Here is a 24065-nt window from a genome sequence, read left to right as displayed (position 1 = left end):
GCGATGTGCTGCAACCGATGGGACGATCGCGGTGGCAAACCGGCGATCAACTCGTCAAGCACGGCCCTGGCGCGGAACAAAGCCATGCTGCGACGAGGAATATGATCGCACGAAACTAAACACCTAACGCCATGGGCATTACCAGCTTGGTGCCGTTGCTAAATACGGTCATCGCGTGGATGGTCATGCTTGGAAGCGCCGTGACGGTCTTCTCTTCGGCAAAACAATGGGCCAACACGACGGGTTCGTGGCCGGTTATGAGTCGGGACGAAATCAAATCAGGGTGGGCGCTTTGAGTAAACCGGGGATTGTAATCATCGGGCGGATCGGGATATCGCTCAGCCTGCCACGCCGCGTCGAGCGTGCCCTGTAATGAAACCCGCGGCTCCCACCACCGCGCAATGGGACCAAAACCCTCCGGAGGAACGTGCTGGTAAGGGCTTGTGATTGGCTGCTGATAATCTTCAAATTGTGGAGCGGGCAAAACACGCTGCGCGTTTTGCCACTTTTCGGCATCTCGCTTGCGTTTGGAAGGTAGGTTCTTCAAATCGGAAGCGCCAGGCAACCACCCGATGCCGGCAGAGTTCCTTGAAAAATATACATCGCTGCTATCGCCCTGGCCAAGCGAGCGAAGACGCCCGCCAAAGGCGAGGTGATAGTCGAGCGGCACGGTGCTGACCGCAGCGGGCTTGGTGACCTTCCAACCGAACAGCGTCCGCCTGAATTCTCGCGGCCCGGTCACGCGCATGCCTTTGTGCAAATTCCCCACGCGGACTGCCGAGATCCAGTCGGCGGCTGGTTTCCCATGCGGGCTGTGCAAGTGTCCTGTCACAACGACGTCGGTTGCCAATTTCCCCACGACAAGGTCGCCTTCGTGCGCAAGCACGGCCGCCAGTGGGTCGTCTCCGACCGGTCCCTGATACTCATCTCCGAGGCGAATGGGTGTCTGTTCGCTGGACACGCGCATGGGACGGCCATCATGGCCAATATCGAATGTTCCCCGCACGACGAGCACATCGAGGGGGATGCCGCGCCAGCCGGACTTCTCGAACAGCAAGTATGGAAACGGCAGCACGGAATTAATAACAGCCACTTTTTCCCCCGTCCGCGTCGTCGCTGTCCCCTGGCGGTGACTGGGCGGTACCTGTGTTGAGCAGCACATCGGCCGGACCATCGATGTGCACCTTAGTCCCCGCTTTCACGTGGATTTCAGCGCTCTCAAGATAGATCGCGTCGGGCGTCATCACGAACTTCGATTTCCCGCAGACCAGCTCGATCTTGTCGCCGGCGTTGATATGCACCGATTTTCCTGCGTTGGTTGTTTGAGTAACGCCCACGGTCGTTGCCATGATGAGGCCCACGTTCAGGCTGTAGCCCATACCTACCGTTTCCATCCGCCCCATGCCGACATTCTGCATGTACGCCGCGCCAATGGTTTCGGTCTTCATTCTGCCGACATTAATTGACCAATTTCTCCCTATCACGTCCTTCTCGTTCTTGCCTACGGATTTCGAGCGATTTTCACCGATGCTAAGGGCTTCATGCTTGCCGACGTCTTCCGTGCGATTAATGCCAACACTGATTTTCTCGTTGTGGTCCACACGTTCAGTGCGATCATGGTGAACAGTAATACGCTCGTCATTGTCGACCGTTTCGGTGCGGTCATGATGGATGACGATGGTTTCATCGCGATCAACGGTTTCTTTTCTGTCGCGCTTAATGTGGCTGGACTCGTCACGATCGATCGTTTTTCTGCGATCGTTGCCCACCCATTTATCTTCGTCGTGCTCAACTTCCGTCAGCTGGTCTTTTTCAGCATGCAGCCAGAGCTGCTCGCTACCTTTTTTATCCTCAAAGCGCAAAGCGTTCGCATTATCGTAGCTCCCGCCGGGGGTAGAGCGCGACAGGATGCCGCTTTGGGTTTTATTGGCCGGCAGCGTCCAAGGTGGCATCGTGTCGGCATTGGGCACCATCCCGGTTATAATCGGGCGATTAGGGTTCCCATCCATGAATTGCACTAAAACTTCTGTCCCCACGCGTGGAATGGAGGTCATGCCAAAATTGGCACCGGCCCAGGGCGTGGCGACACGTATCCATGCTGAACTCTTTTCATCGTTAGCACCAGCACGGTCCCAGTGAAATTGCACGCGGACACGGCCGAATTCATCCGTGTGGATCTCTTCTCCAGGCGGCCCGACCACTGTAGCGCTCTGAATGCCATGAATTTTTGTTTCAATGCTGTTATGGTCACGCCCGGCACGATAAGGAATTATCTTGCGGATGGCCCGCAAACGGTTTTCATAATGCGATTCGGCCGTTTCTTTGACATGATAGTTGTTGGACGCACTATGAATTACTTCGACAATCAAAAATTCGCGCGCCTGGGCGTCGTCGCCCGTTGCGCTAAGGTCGAAATGGTCTGTCAGCCGGAACCACCGCCCAGGCATCACGTAGCGATTATTCCCGGTCCCGTGGAAGTGCTTGCCTGCGGCCTCGAATTCTTCCATGCGCAGTTGCGCCAGGGTGCGCCCGCCGGTCGCAAACCCATATGCGCCAGTGTATTCGTACGACTCGATGCTCGGCACATCGCCTTGCTGGCTTAGCGTCGGCAACGATGTGTGAGCAGGCTTGGGCGACTTGAAGTCGAAGGATGCGAGCGATACCGCTCCCTGCATGATCTGCCGCGACGGCGACCATTCGCCCAGGCCATCCTCTTCGGCCGCGCCGCCATGCCGCTGGAAGCGGATAGCCGGGCCGCCGTCGATTGGCTCCACGCTGGTCGTGTCGTCCGACAGCACCAGTTTATGGCCTGTCGCTGAATGCTCGAACCAGTAGACGATGCCGCTGCCCACCCAGCGCCGCTCAAGGAAATTACGGTCACTTTCGTCAAATTGGCAGCAGTCGGTGTGGACCTCGCTCGCGCCGCTGACACGCCAGTCCCAATCAGCGAGGCTGCCATAGTCGCTGAAAATGCTCGCCGTTTGCTGATACATCGTGGTGTGATGAAACAGATAATTATCTTTGCGCATGCCAAGGTATTTGTACCATGGCCCTAGCAAAGCTTCATAATACGATACTCCACCATCCACTGTTTTGAGAGTGAAAGCAAATACTCTTCCGGTAAAATAGCGTAGCGTGCCGTCCCGGCGCACCATTTCCACGCAGAGCATTTTGCCCTGCATATCCTTGAGTGGAATATTCGGATTATCTGACAGGAGTTCAACTTTGAACTCGAACGGCTTGGACATGCTCTCGAAGGCATCGAGCTTATTAACAAGTAAATCGCCAAGAGGAGCATCTTGATTTGGAAAAGACAGGCGCAGCAGGCGGCTATGTTGCCGGTCCCCCGCGAGATCCCGTAAGACGATTAAAGCTTTCTTCATGCTTTATATTCCATGCTGCGGATTAAAGAGAGCCCTCAGACCAGCTTAGTTTCACTGCTCCAGGTAGCTGAACGATCACACGCCACGACAAAAAGCGTAGCGGCGGTTTCCTAAATGCGTTGTATGCCGGACGAGTAACCGGGTAAATTATATTTCGGCCGTTGATAATTATACATCAATGTGGTTATTTTTGCATCTGTTTAGTATTTTTTGTGGGAAGTGTAGGCATGCCGAGAGGATTGCTCGATTCAAGCCGCAAAGGGCTCTTCGTGCTCGAAATATTCGACCAGGTGTGCCGTGTGGAATTTGCGTGGGGGCAGTGCTTATTGGGGGACGGCGGAATTTCCGTACCCGGTGGCAGCGGGATCACGGTCGGCCAGAATTCCACAAGACTATATAAATTGTCAACTGACAGGCTCATGTCATGATTTTTCTTGGGCCACAGCGCGGCCGCCATGTGGCCGACCGTGAAGTTATCGATGACGGCGTGGGCAAGCGGCTTTTCCTTATTGGCCACTGCCGCAGGAATTTCCCTACTTGATCCATGGCGCGCTCGTGTTCCGCTTGGTAGTCGAAGGCATGGCACTCTCCCTGTAAGAGGTTGAGCCTGTTTGATGCCGTCCTTGGGCGCCGGTTCGCGTTGTCGGCTCGTCGTTTGTGCTATATCACCATTTGAGGAATTCGTGTCGGCCTCGGCATGGGCTGCTGCGCTGGCACAGGCCGATGCACCACTGTGCCCCCAGCCGCAGCTAGTGGGATGAACAAACTGTCGTCGCGTTGTGGCCCGCGCCTTTTGATGAATCCACGTCTACCCCGCCCGGGGCGGGCCGCAAGCTTAGGCGCAAAGGCGCCGGCGATGCGTCCTGCGCGGCGGCGATCGGGCGCAGCATGAAAAACAGCGCTTCTCCGGCTTGCGCGGCGAGGTTTAGCCGACGCAGGCTCTCCGGCCGGACGTGGCTTGCCCAAAACAGCAGCGCGCCACAGCTTCCACTGCGCAACACGGTTTCCGCCGCCCACAGCGCGTCCCCGGGGCGGTTGCTCTTGACCCACAGCACCTGGGACGCGTCCAGGCCCATACCCCCAAGCGCAAGCGTCTGCGGGGAATGCGGCGGCTGCAGGAGCACCACCCGGCGCTGCGCGACTTTCACCAACGCCGGCGCCAACAGCCGCTTCCCGCCTGCTGGGGCAACACGTCAATCAGCGTTCCCACTGGCCAGCCGCCGCCAGGCAACTGGTTCGATAGTGCCGGGTACCCGGTATCGACGCACCGCGCGGCAGATTGCGCCAGCTGGGACGCGCGCCATAAGGCAGGATGTAAATCCTCGGGGGCAGGATGGGGGGAGGACATTTTAAGCTCACTGAAGTACTGTGATTGCATACAGTAGTTCATCCGGCGCGGGCTGACAAGTACGAGCTCGGTCAGCGGTTTGTATTGTGCATACAAAAATGGCCGTTGAAGGGCTGTATCGTGGTACGACCGCTATTGGGTTGTCACGACTCGTCGATGAGGCTGTTTTCTCCAGAATATAGGATTCATTCCTTCGTGGTTCTTCCAAAAAACGTGTTTGTTTTGTTAAGAAACACCGTGCGGCGCCACCAGATAGCAATGTTTCCATATACTAATTGTGCCAGTTTGTTTAAATTTTCTTTGACATGGCGGACCACCGACGGTTATCGTTGCAACAGTTTATTGTAACTAACCAACCAGAATGGAACCGTATGAATTTGTCGCCACTTTCTATTGCCGATTTAATATCCCTTCGCGATCGAGTCGCCGCCGAAATTAAAAATCGTGAGGCCGAAGCGATTGAAAAAGCGCGCGCGGAGATTTCCGCTATTGCAACCCGTGTGGGCGTCCCTCTTGCCGAGTTGATGGGCAAAGCAGGTAAAACGGAAGTCAAAAATAAGGCGCCGGTGAAATATCGCAATCCGGCCGATCCAAGCAAGGAATGGACGGGCCGCGGTCGCTCCCCGACGTGGGTAAAGGAGATGGAAGAGGCCGGTACGCTCGATAGCGCCAAGGTCTGATTCCACGGCATTGGCGCTCGAACAAAGTTCGTAGTGTCCAGCCCGAATTATGGAAGTCGGCCCATCAGATGGAAAAAGGCCCCGGGTTTTAATCCGGGGCCTTTTTCCATCGTAGCGCCGCTATTCGGCCCGTATTTCCGCCAGCTCGCGCCGTACGGTTTGTTTCAGGGCGACCGGCGCTGTTTTCTGCGTCCGGTTCAATGAGTCCTGCCTCATGGCTTTTACGCGCTTGATGACGCCTGGCATGCTGACCCTCATCGGCGTGGCTGGGTTTTTCGCATTCCAGTCGTCGCGCCAGGCGCGCGCCTCCTCCACTTTCGCCATGTCGCCGTCGGCCAGACCCTGCGCCCAGTGCTCGGCAATCTCCATCGAGCGCATGCGGTTCTGGCCAACCATGTTGAGAGCTTGGCCCTTGGCATCCTGAACGTCGGCCGTGCTGTTGGGCTGGAAGCCGATCATCTTCATTCCCGCCTCCGGTGCGCTTGTTTCGTTGACGTTGTAGCCGCGCGCATCGCGGTAGGCGCCTGTTGCGAGCATGTCGGCGCCCTTGACCACGTTGCGCACGGCCGCCGGCGTGATGTCAAGCACGGCGCCGGCCAGGTCGCCGCCGAGCAGCTTGCCTGTACCCGTGAATGTGCGCTTGGCCAGGTCGCCGGCTGGCCCGGCTAGTTCGCCCAGGTCGCGCGTGTACGAATCCTTCTTGGTCAACAGGCCGGTACCCGGGATCAGGTTGCCCATTCCGAACCGGCCGGCGACGTCGATCGGCATGCCTGGCATGCTCGATACGCCTTTCAGGACGAAGTCGGCGCCGCCCTGGCCGAGAGTATCGGTCAGGAACGCCTGCTTGCTCCGCTTGCTCGAAAAGTTGTAGCCGAGCCGCTGCAGGATGCCATCGATCGCGTCTTCCAGATCCTGCTCGAACGGCAGGCCGTCGGCGCCGCCCATCAGCAGCAGGACCGCCAGCATGTACAGCGCGGCGCGACGCCCGGCCGCGCGCTCCTTCGAGCCAGGTGCGCCGGCGAATGCCATGCGCGACAGCAGCTCAAGGTAGCCAATCGAATACTGCTTGAACGTCATCAGCAGCGACCCGACAACGCCGCGGGCCCACTTCGGCTTGTTGCCCGAGTTGTAGGTCCCCTGCGTCTGCGCGACCGCCTCCTGGGCGAATTTGGTGGGGTCGGCTAACCCTTCGTCCACGGCGGTGCGGTAGGCTGCGATGAAGGTAATGCGGCGGTTGGCCAGCTCGGCCATCGCAAACAGCTTGCCCCAGCCCAGCGTGACCTTTGCCATGGCATTGTTCAGGTGGGCCCGGGTGTTGCCGCCCTTGGTGCCGTCGCCGGCGCGCAGCGCGCCCTTGCCCGACGCCTGCGCCTGCAGGTAGTGGACTTCCTGCGGCGCGACGATCCCTTCCTCGATCGCCCATTGCATGGCGGCGTCGAGCTGCGCGTCGCCGGTCGCATCCTTGCCGGCGTCCTTCACGGCGGCCGCCAGGCGCGCCCCCGCCTTTGTCAGCCCCCCGAACTGGCTCAGGTAGGGCAAGGTCATCGTGAACGGCTGGGTAAGGTTGACCATGGCCGACGCCACCGATCCGCCCAGGAACTGCGCAAACATCAGGCCGCCAAGCGGCGCGCCGGCTTCGGGATTACGGATATGTTCACGCAGCTGCATGGCCGCGTCCGTCAATTCCCCCTGCTGTTTCGGGATCTCGGTGATAGCTTCATCGATCTCGCCCAGGTGCGCGTTGCCTGCGGTCAGGCGGGCGTTGCTGTAAATAAAACCGGCCAGCACCCGGCCGGCATCCTCCGAAAAGCCCGCGATGCCCTTGCGCTGGATCATGCGCTTCATCGAGCTGCGATTGTTCTTCGCCAGTTTCAGGTAGGTCTGGTAGACCTCGGTACTGGCGGCGTCGGCTTGGCTGTCGAGCCCGACCATCGAGCCGAACAGTTCGATCGTCTCCGGAGAGACGCCGGCGAACAGTTTATAGGCGTCGGCTGACACGGTGCCGTGCGATATCTGCGCGTCCGGATGCTCGGCGCGCATGTCGCGCGCCATCTTCGACGCCTCGTACTGCGTCTCGAACATGCCGAAGTACACCTGTTCCTCGCCCTCCCGCACGTACACGGTGTGCTTGCCGAAGCGCGACAGCGGCGCATAGCCGCGGTCCATCAGGTCCTTGCCCTTGTCGGACAGGTTCATGATCTGTCTGGCCGTGTCGAGGTGCATGTCCATCTTTTCCGGGTCCAGCTTGGCCAGGGCAATAAAATGGTCGCGTAGTAGTGCGGCCGCTGCCGGGAGATCCGGTGCTGCCACGGCCTGCTCCAGCATGCCCTTGGCGTCCTTGCCACCCATCTTGACCATTTCGCTGATCGTCAGGTTCGTGAGGCTCTTGTCGAGCGCCGCGCGAAACTGGCGGTACAGCGCGATCTGGTCGACCGACAGGCTGAACATCGAGCGCAGCTCCGTATCGGACCACACCACCCCGGCGCGCAGCTGGGTATTCTTGAAGCGGCTGTTGATGATCGAGTCGTAGATGTCGAGCGGGTTGTGCTGCCAGGCGCGATTCTGCTGGTCGTCAATAATGCCCTTTTTCAGCAGGATGCGCGCCTTGTCGGCGGTCGACATCGCCTCGGCCTGTTCCTCCAGCATGTCGATCTTGACCGGCTTGCCGTGCGCATCGCGCGCCCAAGTCAGTGTGCCCTCGAAGATCGGTGCTCCGATCGCCTTGGTATCGGCGGCAGTCAGTGCCTTTTTCCGGTTTTTACCCACGATATCGGTCACGTTTTCCAGCTTCGGCAGCAGGGTAGGCGCCAGGTCGGCCGCCACCACGGCGTAGCGCGAGACATCGCCCAGGAAGCGCTGCACGGCGCCGTAGACCGCGGCGAATGCCGGCTGGCGTTTCGCCAGGTTGTCCATGGTTCCGATCGACTTGTGCCACCAGCTCAGTTTCCCCGTGCTGTTGAACAGGTCGCCAACGAGGTAGTTCGCCGGCAAGCGCACCTCGGCAATGCTGTTGGCCGCGCTGGCCAGCGCGTTGCCCAGGCCGGCGCGGCTAAATGCGATGTCCGGGCTTCCGCCGTCGAACTCGCCCGAATTGCCGACGGCCGACTTGATCTGTTGCGGGTAGAGGGCCATGTACTCGTTCCCGTCACGCGACATAACGATCAAGCCATCGTGCCCCATGCCTTCAAGCGCGGCCGTGATCACGTCCGCCGCGTTATTGTCGGCGCCGATGGCCTTGTTGATTTTTCGCTCACTGATTCCTAGCTCCCTCATCAGTTGGATGTTGGACGCCTCACCATTGGCGTTGTCGCGGAAGAGAAACGGACGTTGAAGGCTCAGGTACGCAGGCACGACATTGTCGCCCCCGTCATTGTCGAGGCCACTTTCCTCGGCAAATTCGCTTGCCCATGCCGGGTCGTGGGCGAAATAGATTCCACGGCCGTACCAGCCGGCCGAAGCCTTGAAGACACGAATATCCGCGCTCGTGCCGTGATAGACGACCATCGGCGTGCCGTCGTCGTTGACAATTTTACTGTCGTCGAACCATGCCTTGAACGCTGACGAGCTGGCGGGCGCCGCAGCGCCGCTCGATGCCGGCTTACCCTTGCGCAGCGCCGCGCTGCCAGTACCAGCCCACGGGTCCGCCGGCGGGAAATCGGTCGCCGTTTTGCGGAAAATCTGCTGGATCAGCGCGCGCGCCTCTTCGTTCTTCATGCCGCGCCAGTAGGCGGCCGCCTCGGGCATGCCTAGCCATTCGGCCAGGTTCGCCAGCCAGCGCTGTACGGTGCGTTCCACCTTGGCGCGCACGTCGGTCCGGGTGAAGGCGCCGGCGTTCGGTTCGGCCAGCACCGCAAGCGCTTCGTCAATGCCGCGCGCGGTTGCGTATTTTTGCCCGCCCTGCTTCAAGGCCAGCTGGCCCTGTCCGGTTTTTACCCAGCGGTCAGTCTCGGCCCGGAATGCCCCATCGCGCTGGTAAATCATGTTCATGCGGATGATATACTCGTCGCCTGGCAGAAACCTTTGGAGTCCGTAGTGCAGCATTTCGTGGAAAAGGGTCCGCTGGACCTCCCGGAGGGTGGGCAGGGCGTCCCGGAAAAGGTAGATGACGCCTTCGTACACCGCTCCGGACACGTGCTCATCACTTGCGACACCCGGGAGGACGCCGAAAGCGCTGTCGCGGATGCGGACCACGGGCTGGTGCTCAAATTTGCCAATGCGGTTTTCAACTTCTTTGGCTATCACCTCGTCCGCCAGCCATTTCGCGCTCGGCAGCGCGACTGACGTTTCGCGCATGGCGCGCCTGACCACGGGCGCCGGTGCCGCGGCGTCGCGCGTCGCGTTGTTTTCCGCCCAGGTCGCAACCATGATCGCGCGCACGGCCTCGACGTCGCGCACCAGCGCGGTCACATCGAAGCGCGAGCCGCGCAGGCTCTTAATGAGTTTGGCTGCCACTTCCATGAATTTGTAGGCGACGCTCCGGAACAGCGATCGGTCGGCCTTGGCCAGGTCGGACCAGAAAATCGGGTCCATCCACATGCTGCCATTGATATCGGCAATGACCTCGGCTTCCGCCTGATCCTCGGTGACATCCTGGAAGCCGTTTGCCGCGAATTCGCGCGCCTGGCGGTCTTCCACCACCCCTTCTTTCAAGTAGGCGCGAATCTGCGTGCGCAGCTTGGCGCCCAGCTCCGGATTCGACTGTTCAAGTGCATGCAGCGTTTCGTGGCCGGCAATTGCCAGCTCGGCGTTGCGCATACCTTCGGTCAGGTAGGCCACGCCGTTATAGGCCACGCCCTCGAACTCTGCGTTCTTGCTCACGAAATTAACCTCGATGCCCAGCGCCTTGCCAACCTGGCGCGCCAGGGCGAACTGGGCGTTGGGAGCGGTGCGCAGCGCCCGTACCGGTGCCATATCGGCCTTGGCCAGTTCGCGGTTGAGCTGTTCCGTCGCCTTCATGGCGCGCAGGAAATCGACGCCGCTCAGTTCAAGCGGCGCGGTGGTGCCGCCATCGGCGCCGGGGGGAAGAGTTGGCAGGGAAGAAACGCCGTCGGCACGGAAGTATTCCGCATCGCGGCTGTACAGCAGACGAGCGAGCTGGGGACTTACACGTTGTAGGAGCCGCTCTGAAACGTGATCCAGAACTTCTCGCCCTCCGTCTCGTCCAGCCTCTTGTAGAACTGACTGGGTAAGAACCGCTCTCTTAAGATCAGACACCCCAACCGGAGGCGTATACGCTCCTCCACCGGATGGAAAGAATAGGTCATAAGCACTGCGTACCGATTTTGCAGCAGCGCTAAAATCCTCGTCCGTGAAAGGTACTGCATCCACTCGCCCGACGTCCCGTGTCCTTTCATCAGCGCGGTCAGTTCCGCGTCCGGAAGTGCTTCCACCGTAGGCTGGTCCCAGCCCTTGCTCATCAGACCATTCTCCGAGATCGGATTGGTCAGCTCGTAGTGGCCCGGCAGATGCCCGAACGGGTGCGCGCTCGAAGCGGGCGCGGGCGAAGTTGTAGGTGACATCGGCGATCTCAGGGAAAAGGTGCAGGATGTTAGTGTAGGACGAAACCAGCATTTCCTGCAAGTTGTGGGCATCGTCGCCGTCCTGCCAGTCGATCGGGCGTACGTCAGCGCCGCCGGCTGTCCCCGTCGCCTCGACCTGGCGCGCGTGCGGCGCCAGGTGCTTGGTGGTGCCGTGGCGCAGCGCAGAGGAAATCATGTGCTCCGTGCGGCGGTACAGCGCCTTGTCGGACAGCCCGGCCGGGTCGCCGATGAAGACATGGCCGGTGTTGTGGGCGAGCGTGGCCACGGCCTGATAAACACCCGAGCCGGTGCGGCCTTCTTTCCAGTTCGAGATATCGAGCCAGATTTCCTTGTTACGGTTGTTGCGGTAGACGCTGGCCTGTTCGCCGGTCGGCGACGTGATGTGCCAGGCGCGATCGACGGGCGCGGCTGCATCTTCCAGATCGCCCTCGCCAACGAACTCGTCAACCGAAAGCGTTGGCGCCATGTCGGCCAGGATGCCGGCGAGAGTTTTGGCATTGCTGTCGGGCATGCGGAAAGCAGCGTCGTCGGTCGCGATCTGCGAAAAGATGTTGACCAGTGGCGCATCCGTGTCGATGCGCGCCCGGCTGAACATCAGCTTGTCCGGCGCCTGGCGCCTGAACGAGCCGTCCGGGCGCCGCAGGGGATTGGTGCGCTCCACGACATTGCGCGCGGCGCTCGTTCCACCGTTTGACAGTTCCCGAATGACAACTTCAAGCCGGGCGTTCTTTGCGTCAAGCTCGTCCTGTTGGGCGAACGGGCCGCCTTGGCGCGCGCGCAGCTCCGGCAGCGCGGCCACGGCAGCGTCGTAGCGGCGCTGGTAGTTGGCGATGGCGTATTCCAACCCGGCTGGCGCCAATGCCTTTTCCAGGGGGTCTAAGCCGGAACCCCAGAAAATTCCGTCAGCCCAACTCCAGCCCGGCGAGGAGCGTGTCAAGGTCGATCATCTTGCCTCCGTTCTGGAAGGTGTAGTGCCCGTTGAGCAGGATGTGCCGCCAGGCTGCCGGCGATATCTGGGTGATCAGCGCCACGGCCTTTGTGTTGCCCTCCGCTTCATACTTTGTCAGCAATCTCGACAGGATGGCCGAGTTGTAATAGATGATCGCATTACCGATCAGTCTGGCGCACTGGTTGCTAATTTCAATTTCGATGTCGGTACGACCGGTCAATTCCTTCTTTCCTCCGACCTGCGCGATGGTCGAGCGTAGCTGGTGGTAAGACTCGATGCGGTTCTGCGAACGGTGCACGTTTCGTTCCAGTTGCGGATCACGCAGGTAGCGCAGCGTGTAGATGCTGCGCACCAGCTTGTCGAACTCGAAGATGGCACGCCGTGTCGGATTCGGCGCTGTGTAGGTGCATAGCTTGCGGATCAGCGTTCCCTGGGTCATTTCCTTGAGGGCCAGGGTGGCGACGATCTGATCGATATTCGCCTTCTCGTCAACGATGAGCTGCCGGTCGATCTGAGCGACTGGACGAATCAGGCACTTCTCATACAGCGCCGGATCGCCGGCGCAAGACAATTCCTGGAGTTGGTCTTCGAGGTCGGTGAAGCGCGGCTCGAAACGTAGTCCGTGCCAGTGGAGGATAGCGAAGTTGGCCTTGTTGACGCTGTGCATGTCGCCGGTGATCGCGGTCGGCACGATATTTGACGTATTGCGATACCAGATATCGAACACGTGGTGGCCTTCGAAGTCATGCGCACCGATCAGGTAGCCGTTGAGCGGAACGTGGTTGCATAGCAGCGTATAGGCGACCACGCCCTTGCCGCGTCCGAAGTATTTGCGCGAGTAGCGTGCTTTCACGGTTGACCGTTCGACGCCGAACTTCTGGCCGTCGACGGCACCGTACAGCGTATTTAGGTCGAAAGAGTAGTGAGGGAAGATCGGCAGCGCAGCAATGGCGTTGCTGATGCAGTCGTTGGCCGCGTGCAGAGAGGCTTGCCGTAGGTACTGCTGGTAAGTTGATTCCAGCACATGGTAGGGGATGTCGCTGGTGCGCGCCATGATCTGGTTGCCGTGGTTCATCGCCTGCGCGATGATGACCGCCATCAGGCTATCGGCATCGGCCACTTTTTTCGCATAGCGCGGTTGCAACGGCGTCAGCGCCGACAAGAACTGGCACTGTCCGTTGACGAAGCGAAACACGTCGGCCACGTCGCAGAATGGCAGCTGCTCGTAGAGTCCTTGCTCATGTGCCTTATGGTTCTCGGCCTTGGGTCTGCGCCAGGTTAGCGCCTTGGTATCTTTGTTGTACTCCATGTGCGTGAGCTTGCCCTGTTTCAGTTCACGATTAAACGTCAACCATTGCACGTGCAGTTCGGCGGTCAGGGCGTCGAGTTGCGCCTCAATCGGCTGGCGCAGGAGCGGAATGTCCATCTCAGCCAGCATGTCGGCCTTTTCGTCCATCGAGACCAGTTCGTCGGAGAAATGGCGGTGTTGCAGGCTGTCATCAAGATAGAGTTCGCCCGACTTGAAGCGTTTCCGGATTTGCCGGTATAGCCAGAACTCATAGCGGTCAGCATGCAGGCCCGTTGGCTTGCCATCAGCATCGAAGACCAACAGATACGAACGCAACCGTTTTGGCAGCGTGCCTGGCGGGCACTCTGCCAGCGGCCGCTGCGACAGACGTTGCTGCTTGGCGAACACGCTCTTGGTCCAGAACAGCGCCGCGAGCCATGGACTGTCCGGTTCGATGCCGGCGAAGTCGAGCGCGACATATAGAGGTCGTAGATGACGGCGGATGCGTTCAGCCAGGCCGTCCACCGCCTGCCAGTGCAGAGCAAGCTTGCTCACCGGCTTCACACTCATGCGCTGTCCAGTGATCTGGAGTGCGTCTTTCGGCATGATCTTGTACGCGCGCTGCCGCACGTTGCCAAACGGCGTGGTATCAGCCACCGTGTCATCGACATAGAGCAGCAACAGGCGGCCAACCTGCGGCGTATCCGGTTGACGGCGCACCTGTTCGGCGACAAACAATTTCTGGGCGCCGGCGCTGCTCTCCTCCTCCAACTTCTTCATGTGGTACGCCATTGCATCGACTAGGTTGTCGGAGAGTTGCCGGTAGCGCTGCCATGCATAGCACAACAGGTAGAGACGGGTCTGATCCGCCTTGAGGCTGCGCAGGTCATGGACGGTGTAGAAGCTCGCCAGGCTCGCGTAGTAGAGCAAGTTCTGTTGCGAAACACCCAGCTTTGGCAGAAGGTCCTTGGCAATTCTGTGCAACGGCTCCAGCAAAGCGCGCTTCTCGCGTTCGCGGATCATCTGACGCCAGCCGAAGTCCTTGGCGTCCTGCTTGAGCGCCGCCAGCTGGGACAAGGTGTCATCACGCACCAGAAGCTGGGCCAGCGCGTCCATGGCCGCGTCGTCCAGCGCTTCCGCTAGCAGGCCGCCCACACGCCGACGTTCGGCGGACAGGGTTTCGCTGACTAATTCTTGCAGCGTGGTGTAGCCGGGTCGGATGATTTTGTGTTCATGGAGCCAGACAATCACCTCGGCGGCCACGAACCCCGGCGTCGCATCGCGCCTTGCGGTCAGCGCGGCCTGTTGTCCAAGCTGCGGCAGGAAGTCGGCCGTCCACAGCTGGTAGCCGAACAACTCGGCGATTTTCCCGCGCTGGGCGTAATGCTCATGCTTGGTGATCGGCTTACGGTCGAACGCCTCGTCGTGAAAATAATGGTTTAGTACGAAGGTGCCGTCATCATCGACATCGGTCCAGTCGAAGCGGAAGAAGGACTGCTTGGCCTTGAAGTAGCCGATCTGCAAGACGCAATAGACCTGGGCAGGCAGGCCTGGCCGGCTACTGGCGAGCGCCAATTCGGTTTCCGTCAATGCAAGGTATTCCATCCGTTGTGCATCGTCGAAATCTGGCAGGCCGTACAGGGCTTCTTGCTCAGCATCTGAGAGAACACTGAGCAACTTATTTTTTTGCTTCATCCATAATCTTTCCAAGGCTAGCCGACCAGCGTTAGCATTTCGGTCAAAGTCCAGGTTGGTTTGTTGGCACCGCAAAGCAAACCAGCCGAATTCTGTTACATTATGAGCGAGGCGCGCCGTTTACGTGTCTTACATTAAATAACGGGTTAAGTGACATTTTTTGCTGATTGGCAAGTGGCAGGAAAGACTGTCACACAATCGACCGTATAAGTGACAAATAAGACAATGCTAATCGGATACATGCGGGTATCGAAAGCCGATGGTTCGCAAACGACGGACTTGCAGCGCGATGCGCTAGAGTTGGCGGGTGTCAACGTGAAGCATCTTTATGAGGATAGAGCGTCGGGCAAGCGGGAGGATCGCCCTGGTTTGGCGGCATGCCTAAAAGCATTGCGCGAAGGCGATACGCTAGCGGTCTGGAAACTCGACAGATTAGGTCGTGATTTGCGTCATTTGATTAATACGGTGCATGAACTGACAGCGCGCGGGGTAGGACTAAAGGTACTGACCGGACACGGCGCTGCGATCGATACGACAAATGCGGCCGGCAAACTGGTATTCGGAATTTTTGCCGCGCTGGCCGAGTTCGAGCGCGAACTAATTTCCGAGCGCACCGTTGCCGGGTTGGCGTCGGCCCGTGCGCGAGGCCGGAGCGGCGGTCGGCCATTCAAGATGACACCTGCCAAGCTGCGCCTGGCGATGGCGGCAATGGGCAAGCCGGAAACGAGTGTTGGCGCGCTTTGTGAAGAACTTGGCGTTACGCGGCAGACTTTGTACCGCCACGTGTCACCCAAGGGAGAACTGCGCCCAGACGGTAAAAAGTTGATCAAGCCGTAATTTTCCATGCACGATGAACGACCAAGTCGGGCAGCAGTCGGCCAAGAGCGGACGGTCAAAGATAGGCGTGCAAAGTCTAGTAGCGCCTTGCATGTGTGATAAATCAAATGCGTCCGGCAGCGATGACCGTTGCAAATAAGCACGGAAGACCTATACCGTGCTTGCGCAAAACAAAAGAAACGCCGCTCCCAGAGTGGTCTGTTGGTCTGGGGTCCCCCCAGATAAAGTCGCTAACATCTGCCCTTGGAGATTGTTTAACTTCCAATCAGCAACCTCCGCCAAGGTTTGTCCTTGAAAATTGACTATTCGGACCTCAGCGATATGAGCGATGGCTTGCCCCTGAAGATTGCAAAGCGGTTCCCAGCTCTGACTGCAATGGGCTGGCCCGCAACGCCGCCGATTTGTTTGTCTGTCATAGTGAGCATGCTCTGTCTCGAAAGATTGCGCAGTGTGATCAAAGTTCACCTCTGATATTTAGGTTCGTGTGATGGCAAGACGACGCCTCTTAAGGCGCGGCTCTCCCTATTCGCCTAGGTTGGCCTCACCGATCGAGCCGCTAATTGCATCTGCTTCTGCAGATGCGCCCGAAGCCGAGACTGTGATGTCAAACCAATCGCCCGTTCGTAACTGTCGAGCGCGCCTGCGACGTCGCCTCGCTTGTCGAGTAAATAGGCGCGCGCGACCCACCAGGGCTGAAACTGTCCAGCCGCGCTGGCGTCAACCGCGTCGAGAGCAAGAAGCCCTTGCTCCAACTCTCCAGCTTCGGCGGCGGCGACCGCCCCCGCTACACGCGAGCCCAGGGTCGGATAGAAGCTGTTGATGTTCGCATAAAGTTGCGCGATGCTGGACCACGGCGTGCTGCCTGAAAATAGCCTGTGGCAATGTGCGCTCTGAATGGCCGCCTCTAGCTGGAAGGGCCCTGAACTACGCAGCCGGGCTGCTTCCCACAACAACTTGTCGGCGACGACGATGGCGTCCCGGTCCCAGAGCTGCGGGTCCTGCGCAGGCAGCGGGACGAACTGGTCATCCAGTGACTCGCGCGCCGCCGCCCGCGCATCGATTAGGGTCATCATCGCGAGCAGGCCACGTGGCTCAGCCGCGTTGGGCAACAGTACGCAGACAAGTTCACATAAGAACTTCGCTTCCGGCCCCAGGCTCGTAATGCGTTCTTCTGCACCGTCGACAGCATCATGGCCCAGACCGAACGCGCCATAGATGGCTTCGAGCACGTGATGTAATCGCTGTGGCAGATCCTCGACAGCAGGCTCTTCAAAACGCAGGCCGGTATCGCGAATTTTCTGCTTTGCGCGCACCAGTCGCTGGGCCAGCGCGACTGGCGACATCAGCAGTGCCGGCGCCATGTCCGCCACCTGCAGGCCAAGCACTGTCTGCAGCATAAGCGGTATCCGCACCCGCTCGTCGATAGCCGGATGGGCGCATACGAACAGCAGCTTCAGGCGGGCATCGGGAATAGCGTCGGGCGGTTCTTCGCTGTCCTCGTCCGCGAGCAGCATCGTAACGGCCGGATCGCAGCGCACCCTATCATGCCTTGCAACTTGCAAGAGCTGGCGCCGCGCAACGGCCAGCAGCCATGCTTCCGGTTTGTCCGGAACGCCGTCGAGCGGCCAGCGCTCCAATGCTTTGACCAGGGCGTCCGACAGCGCATCCTCGGCGGCGGCGATGTCGCGCCACTGCCAGGCGAGCCAGGACAACAGGCGGCCAAAAGCAGAACGGGCAGCCGTCTCTGCGGCCCGTTGTGCCACTGCCGCCCTTGTTGTCATGCCGATGCTGGCGGCAGCAGCACGGGGCGCACCTCGGTCGAACCCGTACTGGCGTTCGGGCTGCGGGCCGCCCATTCGAGCGCCTCGTCGAGCCCTGCTACCTCGATGATGAAGTAGCCACCCAGGTGTTCCTTAGTATCGGCGTAGGGGCCATCGTGAATATGGCGTTCGCCTTCGCGTACGGAAACGTGAGTAGCAGTATGAGTTGGCTGCAGGCCATTGCCACTGACAACGATGCCGGCTTGCCCCATGGCGCCGACATAGGCGTTCCATGCGCCCCAGTACGCGGGTGCGGTCGTAGGGTTGTCACGGCTCGCGAAGTCAGCGGCGGTCTCGGAAAAACTAAGCATGAATTGCATGGAAAACTCCTTGAAGGGAAGTACTATCAATATAGTCGAGTTTCAGCAAGTCAAAAATAGCGAAATTGATTTCAATGAAACTCCCTGTGGTGGCCTGGTCAAAGCGCCAGGGTCATGGAGTAGATGCGTGACCAGTGCCCCGATCGACAAACTGGAAAATTTATTTTTGTGAAATGCGTCAGGCAGAGCCCGTGGGCAGGAGGGAGCGCCAGAGCCGGCGCCCAGCCGCCGAGGCCAGGGCCATAGTTCCGCCACTCCGGCGTTGTTGATTAGGTGATAGCCACTGGAACGTTTGCTGGTGCGAAACTCAACCAGGGCAAGTGCCTTGGCTTGCTATAAGCGAAATAGGCGCATGTTGGCGCTGAGCCCTGCCACCTGTTCTTGCAGCGCCGATGCACATGATCCGCAAGGGCCAGTTCGCCGTCGATAACGCGGCCCCATGTCATTCGCCGACCAGTTTTTGCGTTTGCAGGACAAGTCCGCCCACTGTGAGCTACGGCCGTGCGCAGCATAAAAAAATATAATCCGTACTGCACACTGAACGCAATACGATAGGACCGAGCTGAAGCTACATCTTCCGTATCGAAGTTATTTGCGCGGTACTGGATCGAGGCACCTCCTTTTAGTTGCACCGCAACAACAAGATCGATTTCAGCTGCATGATCGGTGCGTCTAACTGGTCTTCCTGGGCAGAAGCGCGTAGTCTTGGACAACCGGATAGGAAGGGCATTGATGCACACAAGTTCGTGGGTAGTGTTGATTCAATCGTTTCCGCCGGTATTTCGGTGTCCCCTCAAACGGAGGTATATCATGCGTTTTGCTTGTGCTTTGGTATTGGCTGGTTTTACCGTCGTCTCTTCTTCGCACGCTGAGACATCGCAAGAAAAGGCGGCAATTTCCTTGGCAGAAAGGGCTGCAAAGCACATTCATGCTGTCGGCATCCCGGTCGCGTGTAAAGATTTTGCCGATCCGACAAAGGGCTACATTGATGGTGAGCTCTACGTATATATCCAAGATCTAAAAGCGAAGATGATCTGCCACCCGACCAATGCGCGCCTGAACGGGAAGGACTTACTCGAGTTGAAAGACGCGGACGACAAGCCGTTTAACAAAGAGATGCTTGAGGTACTGAAACGGGGGCGCAGTGGCTGGGTGTCTTACCGCTGGGTCCATCCCGTCAGCAAGACCATTCAGCCAAAGAAGACTTATGTGATGGCGATTGACGGCGTTATGCTCGGGGTCGGTATTTATACGAAATGATTAATGAACCTCCGGACTGGGGAATGGCGTAGGGGGTTTACTTATCGCTACTGCTGCGGGCTGCTTTGCTGGTTGTCGACCATCGCCAGTGCCCACGCGGCTGAATTCCTGCTCCCTAATCTGCCCCCATTCGCCTACACCGTACGGGGAGTGTCTGCCGGAATCGAAGCGGAGCTTGTTGCCGAAGTGCTGCGGCGCATGCAACGGAACGACAGTGTTACGGTGGTCCCGCTTGCGCGGGCGACTGTCAATGCCCGTGGCAAGCCAAACATACTAACTTTTTTGGGTCGCACTCCTGCCCGCGAGCAGCGATACCTTTGGCTGGTCCCCCTCATAGAAGAGCAATTCCTTTTGTTCACCCGTCGCGATAGTACAGTCGAGATCCACAATCTTGATGTCGCACGCCGGTTGGCAGTTGGTGTCACACGCAATTCGATCGGTGAAGAGTTAGCGCAACGCCTTAACTTCATCTACCTTAAACCTTCACGCGATGAAGAGACAAACGTTCGGAAGCTTATGTCAGGACGGATCGATGCCTGGCTGGGTGGACGGAACGGCGCATTAGAAGCCGCCGCCCATGTCGGGATTCCCCGCGGCGATTTACGAGAAGGTCTTGTGTTGGAGAATTATGTAGTCTGGTTAGCAGCGTCACTGGAGACGCCTCCTGCTGAGGCGAGCCGCTGGCGCGATGCATTTGAAGCGGTACGAGTAGACGGAACGCTGGCGCGAATTTTGCACAAACATAGCTACCTGCCGAGCTCTAAATGATCTGCTTGGGGGGAGCCTCCTTAACACTTGAATCCGATGATAAGTTGCGCTGTATCTACGCCAGCAAAGGTCTGAGAGAGAAGCCGTCTCGTCCATTTTTCATTACATACCAAAGGAATATCATGAATAATATACTAGCGTGTGGTGTGCTTGTAGTAGCCACCAGCTTGACGGTTGCCGCCCCAGTCCTCGCCCAAAGCAACGTTACAGTGTATGGGACGCTCGATGCGGCCATCGACTACAACACAAACGTCGATGCACAGAAGCATAGCCGGGTGTGGATGCCGAATCTGGGTGGGGGGATGATGCCATCACGCTTGGGTTTTCGGGGGACAGAGGACCTCGGCGCTGGATTGAAAGCGATATTTACGGTGGAGACGGGCATTGCGATCGACTCGGGGACGAGCGGGCAGGGCAATCGGCTGTTTGGCCGCCAAGCGTGGGTGGGCGTACGCGGCGACTGGGGCCAAGTCACGTTCGGCCGTAATTACAACATGCTCTTTCACTCGATGGGAGAGGTCGAGATTGTCGGGCCAACGCAATATGGCTTGGGCTCCCTGGACGCTGCAATCCCCAATAGCCGTACCGACAACTCGGTTGCTTACAAGGGTACATTCGACAAAGTTACCGTGGGAACGTCATACAGCCTCGGCCGAGACGTTTCGAACGCCGGGGGCCCTGGCGGTACCAACTGCCCTGGCGAGAGTGCTGCTGACGCGCAGGCATGCCGGGAATGGTCTGTATTGCTTCGCTACGACACCCCAGGCTGGGGCGTGACCAGCGCGTACGATCGTAAGAATGGCGCTACCGGCGCTGCCGCCGGGCTAACTTCAAGTAACCTCAGAGATAACCGATTGCATGTGGCTGGTTATGTCAAACAGGGCGCTTGGCGTCTTGCCACCGGCGTAGTCAGACGCAACAATGAAGGCTCGATGGCAACCCCGCACAGCCATCTAAGCTATCTCAACGGTGCCTTCAAGTTCGCTCCCAACATTACCGTGGACGGTATAGTTGCACGGCTCGATTACAAGCGTAGCGCGAACGATTCAACGTTGGCAATGGTGCGCGCGATTTACGATCTTTCGGCCCGCACTTCTACGTATGTAGCGCTAGGCCATATGAGAAATGGCGGTGGTGCCTCTGTTGCTCTAAGCGCCGGTGGAATCGTTGGGCCTGGCCTGTCTCAAAACGGCGTCATCACTGGAATAAAGCACGCTTTCTGACCAGTGGCCAAAAAAAGGCGATGGTGCCCCACACGCCGTGCTGGCCTGTCTGTAGCGTCATAACGATCCAGAAAGACCGATCAATAATAGATAAAATTTATGGGCGGCATCTTACAACGCAGCTATTGTGAACGGGCTTCAAGAAGCGCGCAAATCTGGGCTTTGCACGCGGTTTTTGTTAAACGGCCAAATGCATTGGGGCGGGGCTGGTCCCACGCTGCCATGGGTGAAAGTTTACTGAACGCCCTCGAAAAGTCCGGGATTTAGCGCCCCGCCGGCCTAGGATTTCAAAGGACGCAACACCAGGGGAAAACTAGGTGATAGGACGAAAGACATCAGGTGCCTTACAACCCCAGTTTCGCAATCGAGTCTCTACGGGCTGGCCCGCACGGCGGCTCCGCGAAAGGCGACATCACCTTATAAGAAGGAGTCTTTATGTCCACCCAACTATCCGTACGTGCACGGCTGCTTACCGGCTTTATGCTAGTCGCAATCCTTGGTGCCGTTGTTGCCGCCATTGGAATCTATAACATGGCAAAGATGAATTCCCAGGCTGAACGCGCGTACTCGGACGATCTGTTGGGCATCTCATATACGAAAGAGGCCACGATCAATCTGTTGTATGCCGCGCGTGCCATGCGCAACCAAATTCTAGCCAGAACGCCGGAAGAGAGCAGTAAGTTCAGCGCTTTTAATGACGCGGCGCGTAAAACCTTGGGGGAAAAAATCGCCCTTGCCCGGCCACTCTTCAGGGCGGAGGCTGCGAAAGCCCTGTTCCGAGATCTGGATGCTGGAATTGTCCAGTACGATGCCGCGCGGGCGCACTTGAGCAAATTGCTCGCCGACACGAGTCCGGAAGGCAAGGCTGCAGCGATTGATTTTGCCTTGGGCCCGTTGGTAAAGCAAGCCACTTTAGTGGACGAAAGTTTGCAGAACATCGCCCAATTGAAAGAAAAGGTGGCCAAAGCATCAGCCGAAGAGTCGGGGCAGCTTTACCGTGAAAGTAGATTGCTGATGATCTTGCTCGTATTTTGCAGCCTTGCCGCAGGCATTGCGATTGGACTGTGGATTACGCGCGCACTGACGCGCCAACTGGGCGGGGAGCCGGCATACGCTGCCGACGTGGCCGGGGCAATCGCGGCCGGTAAGTTGTCAACGTCGATTCAGCTGCGCGCCAACGACCAAACGAGCTTGTTGTTTGCAATGGAGGTCATGCGCACCTCCTTGGCCAAAATCGTCGGGCAAGTTCGTTCTGGCACCGACACGATTGCCACTGCCTCAAGCCAAATCGCCGCTGGCAATCTTGATTTATCCTCGCGTACTGAAGAACAAGCCAGTTCGCTGGAAGAGACCGCTTCGTCGATGGAAGAGTTGACCAGCACCGTCAAGCAAAACGCCGACAATGCGCGTCAGGCTAATGTGCTGGCCAACTCAGCATCTGAAGTTGCCGTGCGCGGTGGTGAGGTAGTCAACAATGTAGTGCGGACTATGGTGTCGATCAATGATTCCTCGCGCAAAATTGTCGACATTATCGGGGTTATCGATGGTATCGCTTTCCAAACCAACATTTTGGCCCTGAATGCGGCGGTAGAAGCGGCGCGCGCCGGCGAGCAGGGGCGCGGCTTCGCCGTGGTCGCTTCGGAAGTTCGTAACTTGGCCCAGCGTTCCGCCGCAGCGGCCAAAGAAATAAAGCTCCTGATCAACGATTCCGTGGAAAAGGTGGATCTGGGCGGCAAGTTGGTCGATCAAGCTGGCGTAACGATGCTGGAAATCGTACAGTCGATTACCCGCGTGACGGACATCGTGTCGGAAATCGCCTCGGCAAGCGCTGAGCAAACCATGGGTATCGAGCAAATCAACTCCGCTGTCAGCCAGATGGATGAAGTGACCCAGCAAAATGCGGCATTGGTGGAAGAAGCGGCGGCCGCCGCCGGTGCGCTGCAGGAGCAGGCTGCCGCTCTGGCTGAGGTCGTCAGTGTGTTTGAGCTCGATCACGCCCGGCAGGCTGGTCCTCCGGCGACACCCCTTCGGCGTTCAGTGACCCCGCAGCACCCAGCGCCCAACTTGGCCCTCGCATCGACGCGGGGTCAACTACCAGCACGCGCAAATTCAAGGACGACCGCCCCGACCGGTGCCCAAGATTGGGAAGAGTTTTAAAATTGCGCTCGTGCTCGCACTTTGACATCGTAGCGTCGTGCGCCTGCCACGCGCTGGATCTTGGTGGGCGCGACTACTGACATCCTACCGACATTCCGATCACTGTTCTTTATAAGGCCCTGAAAACTTGGGATCAATGGAATTGATCGCTGCGACTTTGTTTCCGTTCTTAGAATGCAAGCTTGGCAACCGCTGAGTGCCATCTGGTTGTAGCTTCACCCAACCACCCGGCCCGATAGGCCCGGTACTGGAATTTCACTCCGGCCGGAAAAATCTGGGGTTCCGGCTTAGACCTCCCAGTTGCTAGGTTTCACACCTGCGGAGCGCGAAATGATCCGCTCCAAGCTTATGGATCACCTTACCCGGTAGCTTACTTATCGTTAAATAACCATAAGCTATTAAAAATAGATAAATAAATTTATGCATTATGTATAAATTCATGTCGATTAAATGTCTATTATTTTCCATAAGAAATATTTCAAAAATAAAATTTAAATTTCTTAAATAAACTAACTAAGTATCTACCGCGTTTTCCATTAAACTGCCAGAAAAAGATGAATCTAATTTCCATGTTGTAAAAAAAAGAAATGTTTGCATTATTACAAATATCACAGTATATTTGTGGAGCGCACGCGCGCTCACAAAAATCTTAAACTTGAGGGTAACTGATGAGCCTCTTGCAAAACGTCGTGAGGCGACGCTAACGAGCCGAAACGGGCGCCTTGATGAGCACTTTTTCAAAGATTCGGGCCAGCCTGACGGCCTCGGCAAAGGCTATTCCTTCATTTCAGTCCATT

14 protein-coding genes are annotated in these 24065 nt (G+C 58.2%); 6 read left to right on the top strand and 8 right to left on the bottom strand.

What is annotated here, in order from left to right; all coding sequences use genetic code 11:
* Positions 1 to 115: 115 nt before the first annotated feature.
* The 4 genes from F2P46_RS33955 to F2P46_RS38660 form a co-directional block, all read right to left on the bottom strand.
* Entirely contained in the window at positions 116 to 1093 is a 978-nt protein-coding gene (locus F2P46_RS33955) for a DUF2169 domain-containing protein (RefSeq protein ID WP_166898712.1), read from the bottom strand.
* Complete coding sequence (locus tag F2P46_RS33950; protein ID WP_166898711.1) at positions 1080 to 3383, bottom strand: type VI secretion system Vgr family protein; 2304 nt, start codon at positions 3381 to 3383, stop codon at positions 1080 to 1082. The genes F2P46_RS33955 and F2P46_RS33950 overlap by 14 nt, the downstream gene beginning before the upstream one ends.
* A 184-nt stretch (positions 3384 to 3567) precedes the next feature.
* Positions 3568 to 3900, bottom strand: coding sequence for a hypothetical protein (locus F2P46_RS33945; protein ID WP_166898710.1), 333 nt, complete (start codon positions 3898 to 3900; stop codon positions 3568 to 3570).
* Between the two features lie 232 nt (positions 3901 to 4132).
* On the bottom strand, positions 4133 to 4546 hold the full coding sequence (locus F2P46_RS38660; protein WP_306667733.1) for a hypothetical protein: 414 nt from the start codon (positions 4544 to 4546) through the stop codon (positions 4133 to 4135).
* 556 nt (positions 4547 to 5102) lie between these two features.
* Here F2P46_RS38660 and F2P46_RS33935 point away from each other — a divergent pair.
* Positions 5103 to 5411 carry an H-NS family nucleoid-associated regulatory protein gene (locus F2P46_RS33935; protein ID WP_166898708.1) on the top strand — a complete coding sequence of 103 codons (309 nt, stop codon included), beginning with the start codon at positions 5103 to 5105 and terminating at the stop codon, positions 5409 to 5411.
* Positions 5412 to 5531: 120 nt separating this feature from the next.
* On the opposite strand, the gene F2P46_RS33930 is transcribed toward F2P46_RS33935, so the two are convergent.
* Complete coding sequence (locus tag F2P46_RS33930) at positions 5532 to 11795, bottom strand: PLxRFG domain-containing protein (RefSeq protein WP_166898707.1); 6264 nt, start codon at positions 11793 to 11795, stop codon at positions 5532 to 5534.
* Positions 11796 to 11853: 58 nt separating this feature from the next.
* Positions 11854 to 14883, bottom strand: a complete 3030-nt coding sequence (locus F2P46_RS33925) for a Tn3 family transposase (RefSeq protein WP_166898705.1) — start codon at positions 14881 to 14883, stop codon at positions 11854 to 11856.
* A gap of 225 nt (positions 14884 to 15108) precedes the next feature.
* On the opposite strand from F2P46_RS33925, the gene F2P46_RS33920 reads away from it, so the two are divergent.
* Positions 15109 to 15720, top strand: a complete 612-nt coding sequence (locus tag F2P46_RS33920; RefSeq protein WP_166898714.1) for a recombinase family protein — start codon at positions 15109 to 15111, stop codon at positions 15718 to 15720.
* 530 nt (positions 15721 to 16250) lie between these two features.
* On the opposite strand, the gene F2P46_RS33915 is transcribed toward F2P46_RS33920, so the two are convergent.
* Both F2P46_RS33915 and F2P46_RS33910 read right to left on the bottom strand, forming a co-directional pair.
* A complete protein-coding gene (locus tag F2P46_RS33915) occupies positions 16251 to 17432 on the bottom strand; it encodes an RNA polymerase sigma factor (protein ID WP_229509567.1) in 1182 nt (393 codons plus the stop codon).
* A 65-nt stretch (positions 17433 to 17497) separates the two neighbouring features.
* Positions 17498 to 17860: a YciI family protein gene (locus tag F2P46_RS33910; RefSeq protein WP_166898704.1), complete on the bottom strand. Its 363-nt coding sequence runs from the start codon at positions 17858 to 17860 to the stop codon at positions 17498 to 17500.
* Between the two features lie 810 nt (positions 17861 to 18670).
* On the opposite strand from F2P46_RS33910, the gene F2P46_RS33905 reads away from it, so the two are divergent.
* The 4 genes from F2P46_RS33905 (at position 18671) to F2P46_RS33890 (ending at position 23268) form a co-directional block, all read left to right on the top strand.
* Positions 18671 to 19120 carry a cache domain-containing protein gene (locus F2P46_RS33905; protein ID WP_166898702.1) on the top strand — a complete coding sequence of 150 codons (450 nt, stop codon included), beginning with the start codon at positions 18671 to 18673 and terminating at the stop codon, positions 19118 to 19120.
* 3 nt (positions 19121 to 19123) lie between these two features.
* Entirely contained in the window at positions 19124 to 19888 is a 765-nt protein-coding gene (locus tag F2P46_RS33900) for an ABC transporter substrate-binding protein (protein ID WP_166898701.1), read from the top strand.
* A gap of 122 nt (positions 19889 to 20010) precedes the next feature.
* Entirely contained in the window at positions 20011 to 21111 is a 1101-nt protein-coding gene (locus F2P46_RS33895; protein ID WP_166898699.1) for a porin, read from the top strand.
* A 435-nt stretch (positions 21112 to 21546) separates the two neighbouring features.
* Positions 21547 to 23268 carry a methyl-accepting chemotaxis protein gene (locus F2P46_RS33890; RefSeq protein WP_166898697.1) on the top strand — a complete coding sequence of 574 codons (1722 nt, stop codon included), beginning with the start codon at positions 21547 to 21549 and terminating at the stop codon, positions 23266 to 23268.
* The last annotated feature ends 797 nt before the right edge of the window (positions 23269 to 24065 follow it).

The organism is Massilia sp. CCM 8734 (assembly GCF_011682155.1).
GTDB lineage: Bacteria > Pseudomonadota > Gammaproteobacteria > Burkholderiales > Burkholderiaceae_D > Telluria_A > Telluria_A rubra.
Note: the sequence above shows the minus strand (reverse complement) of the source record. Positions and strands in the feature narration are given on the sequence as shown.

Bases quoted from the DNA above. Each gene is read 5' to 3' on its own strand.
- F2P46_RS33905 (WP_166898702.1), top strand. From the start codon at position 18,671: ATGCGTTTTGCTTGTGCTTTGGTATTGGCTGGTTTTACCGTCGTCTCT.
- F2P46_RS33895 (WP_166898699.1), top strand. From the start codon at position 20,011: ATGAATAATATACTAGCGTGTGGTGTGCTTGTAGTAGCCACCAGCTTG.
- F2P46_RS33920 (WP_166898714.1), top strand. From the start codon at position 15,109: ATGCTAATCGGATACATGCGGGTATCGAAAGCCGATGGTTCGCAAACG.
- F2P46_RS33925 (WP_166898705.1), bottom strand. From the start codon at position 14,883: ATGAAGCAAAAAAATAAGTTGCTCAGTGTTCTCTCAGATGCTGAGCAA.
- F2P46_RS33910 (WP_166898704.1), bottom strand. From the start codon at position 17,860: ATGCAATTCATGCTTAGTTTTTCCGAGACCGCCGCTGACTTCGCGAGC.
- F2P46_RS33950 (WP_166898711.1), bottom strand. From the start codon at position 3,383: ATGAAGAAAGCTTTAATCGTCTTACGGGATCTCGCGGGGGACCGGCAA.
- F2P46_RS33935 (WP_166898708.1), top strand. From the start codon at position 5,103: ATGAATTTGTCGCCACTTTCTATTGCCGATTTAATATCCCTTCGCGAT.
- F2P46_RS33900 (WP_166898701.1), top strand. From the start codon at position 19,124: ATGAACCTCCGGACTGGGGAATGGCGTAGGGGGTTTACTTATCGCTAC.
- F2P46_RS33890 (WP_166898697.1), top strand. From the start codon at position 21,547: ATGTCCACCCAACTATCCGTACGTGCACGGCTGCTTACCGGCTTTATG.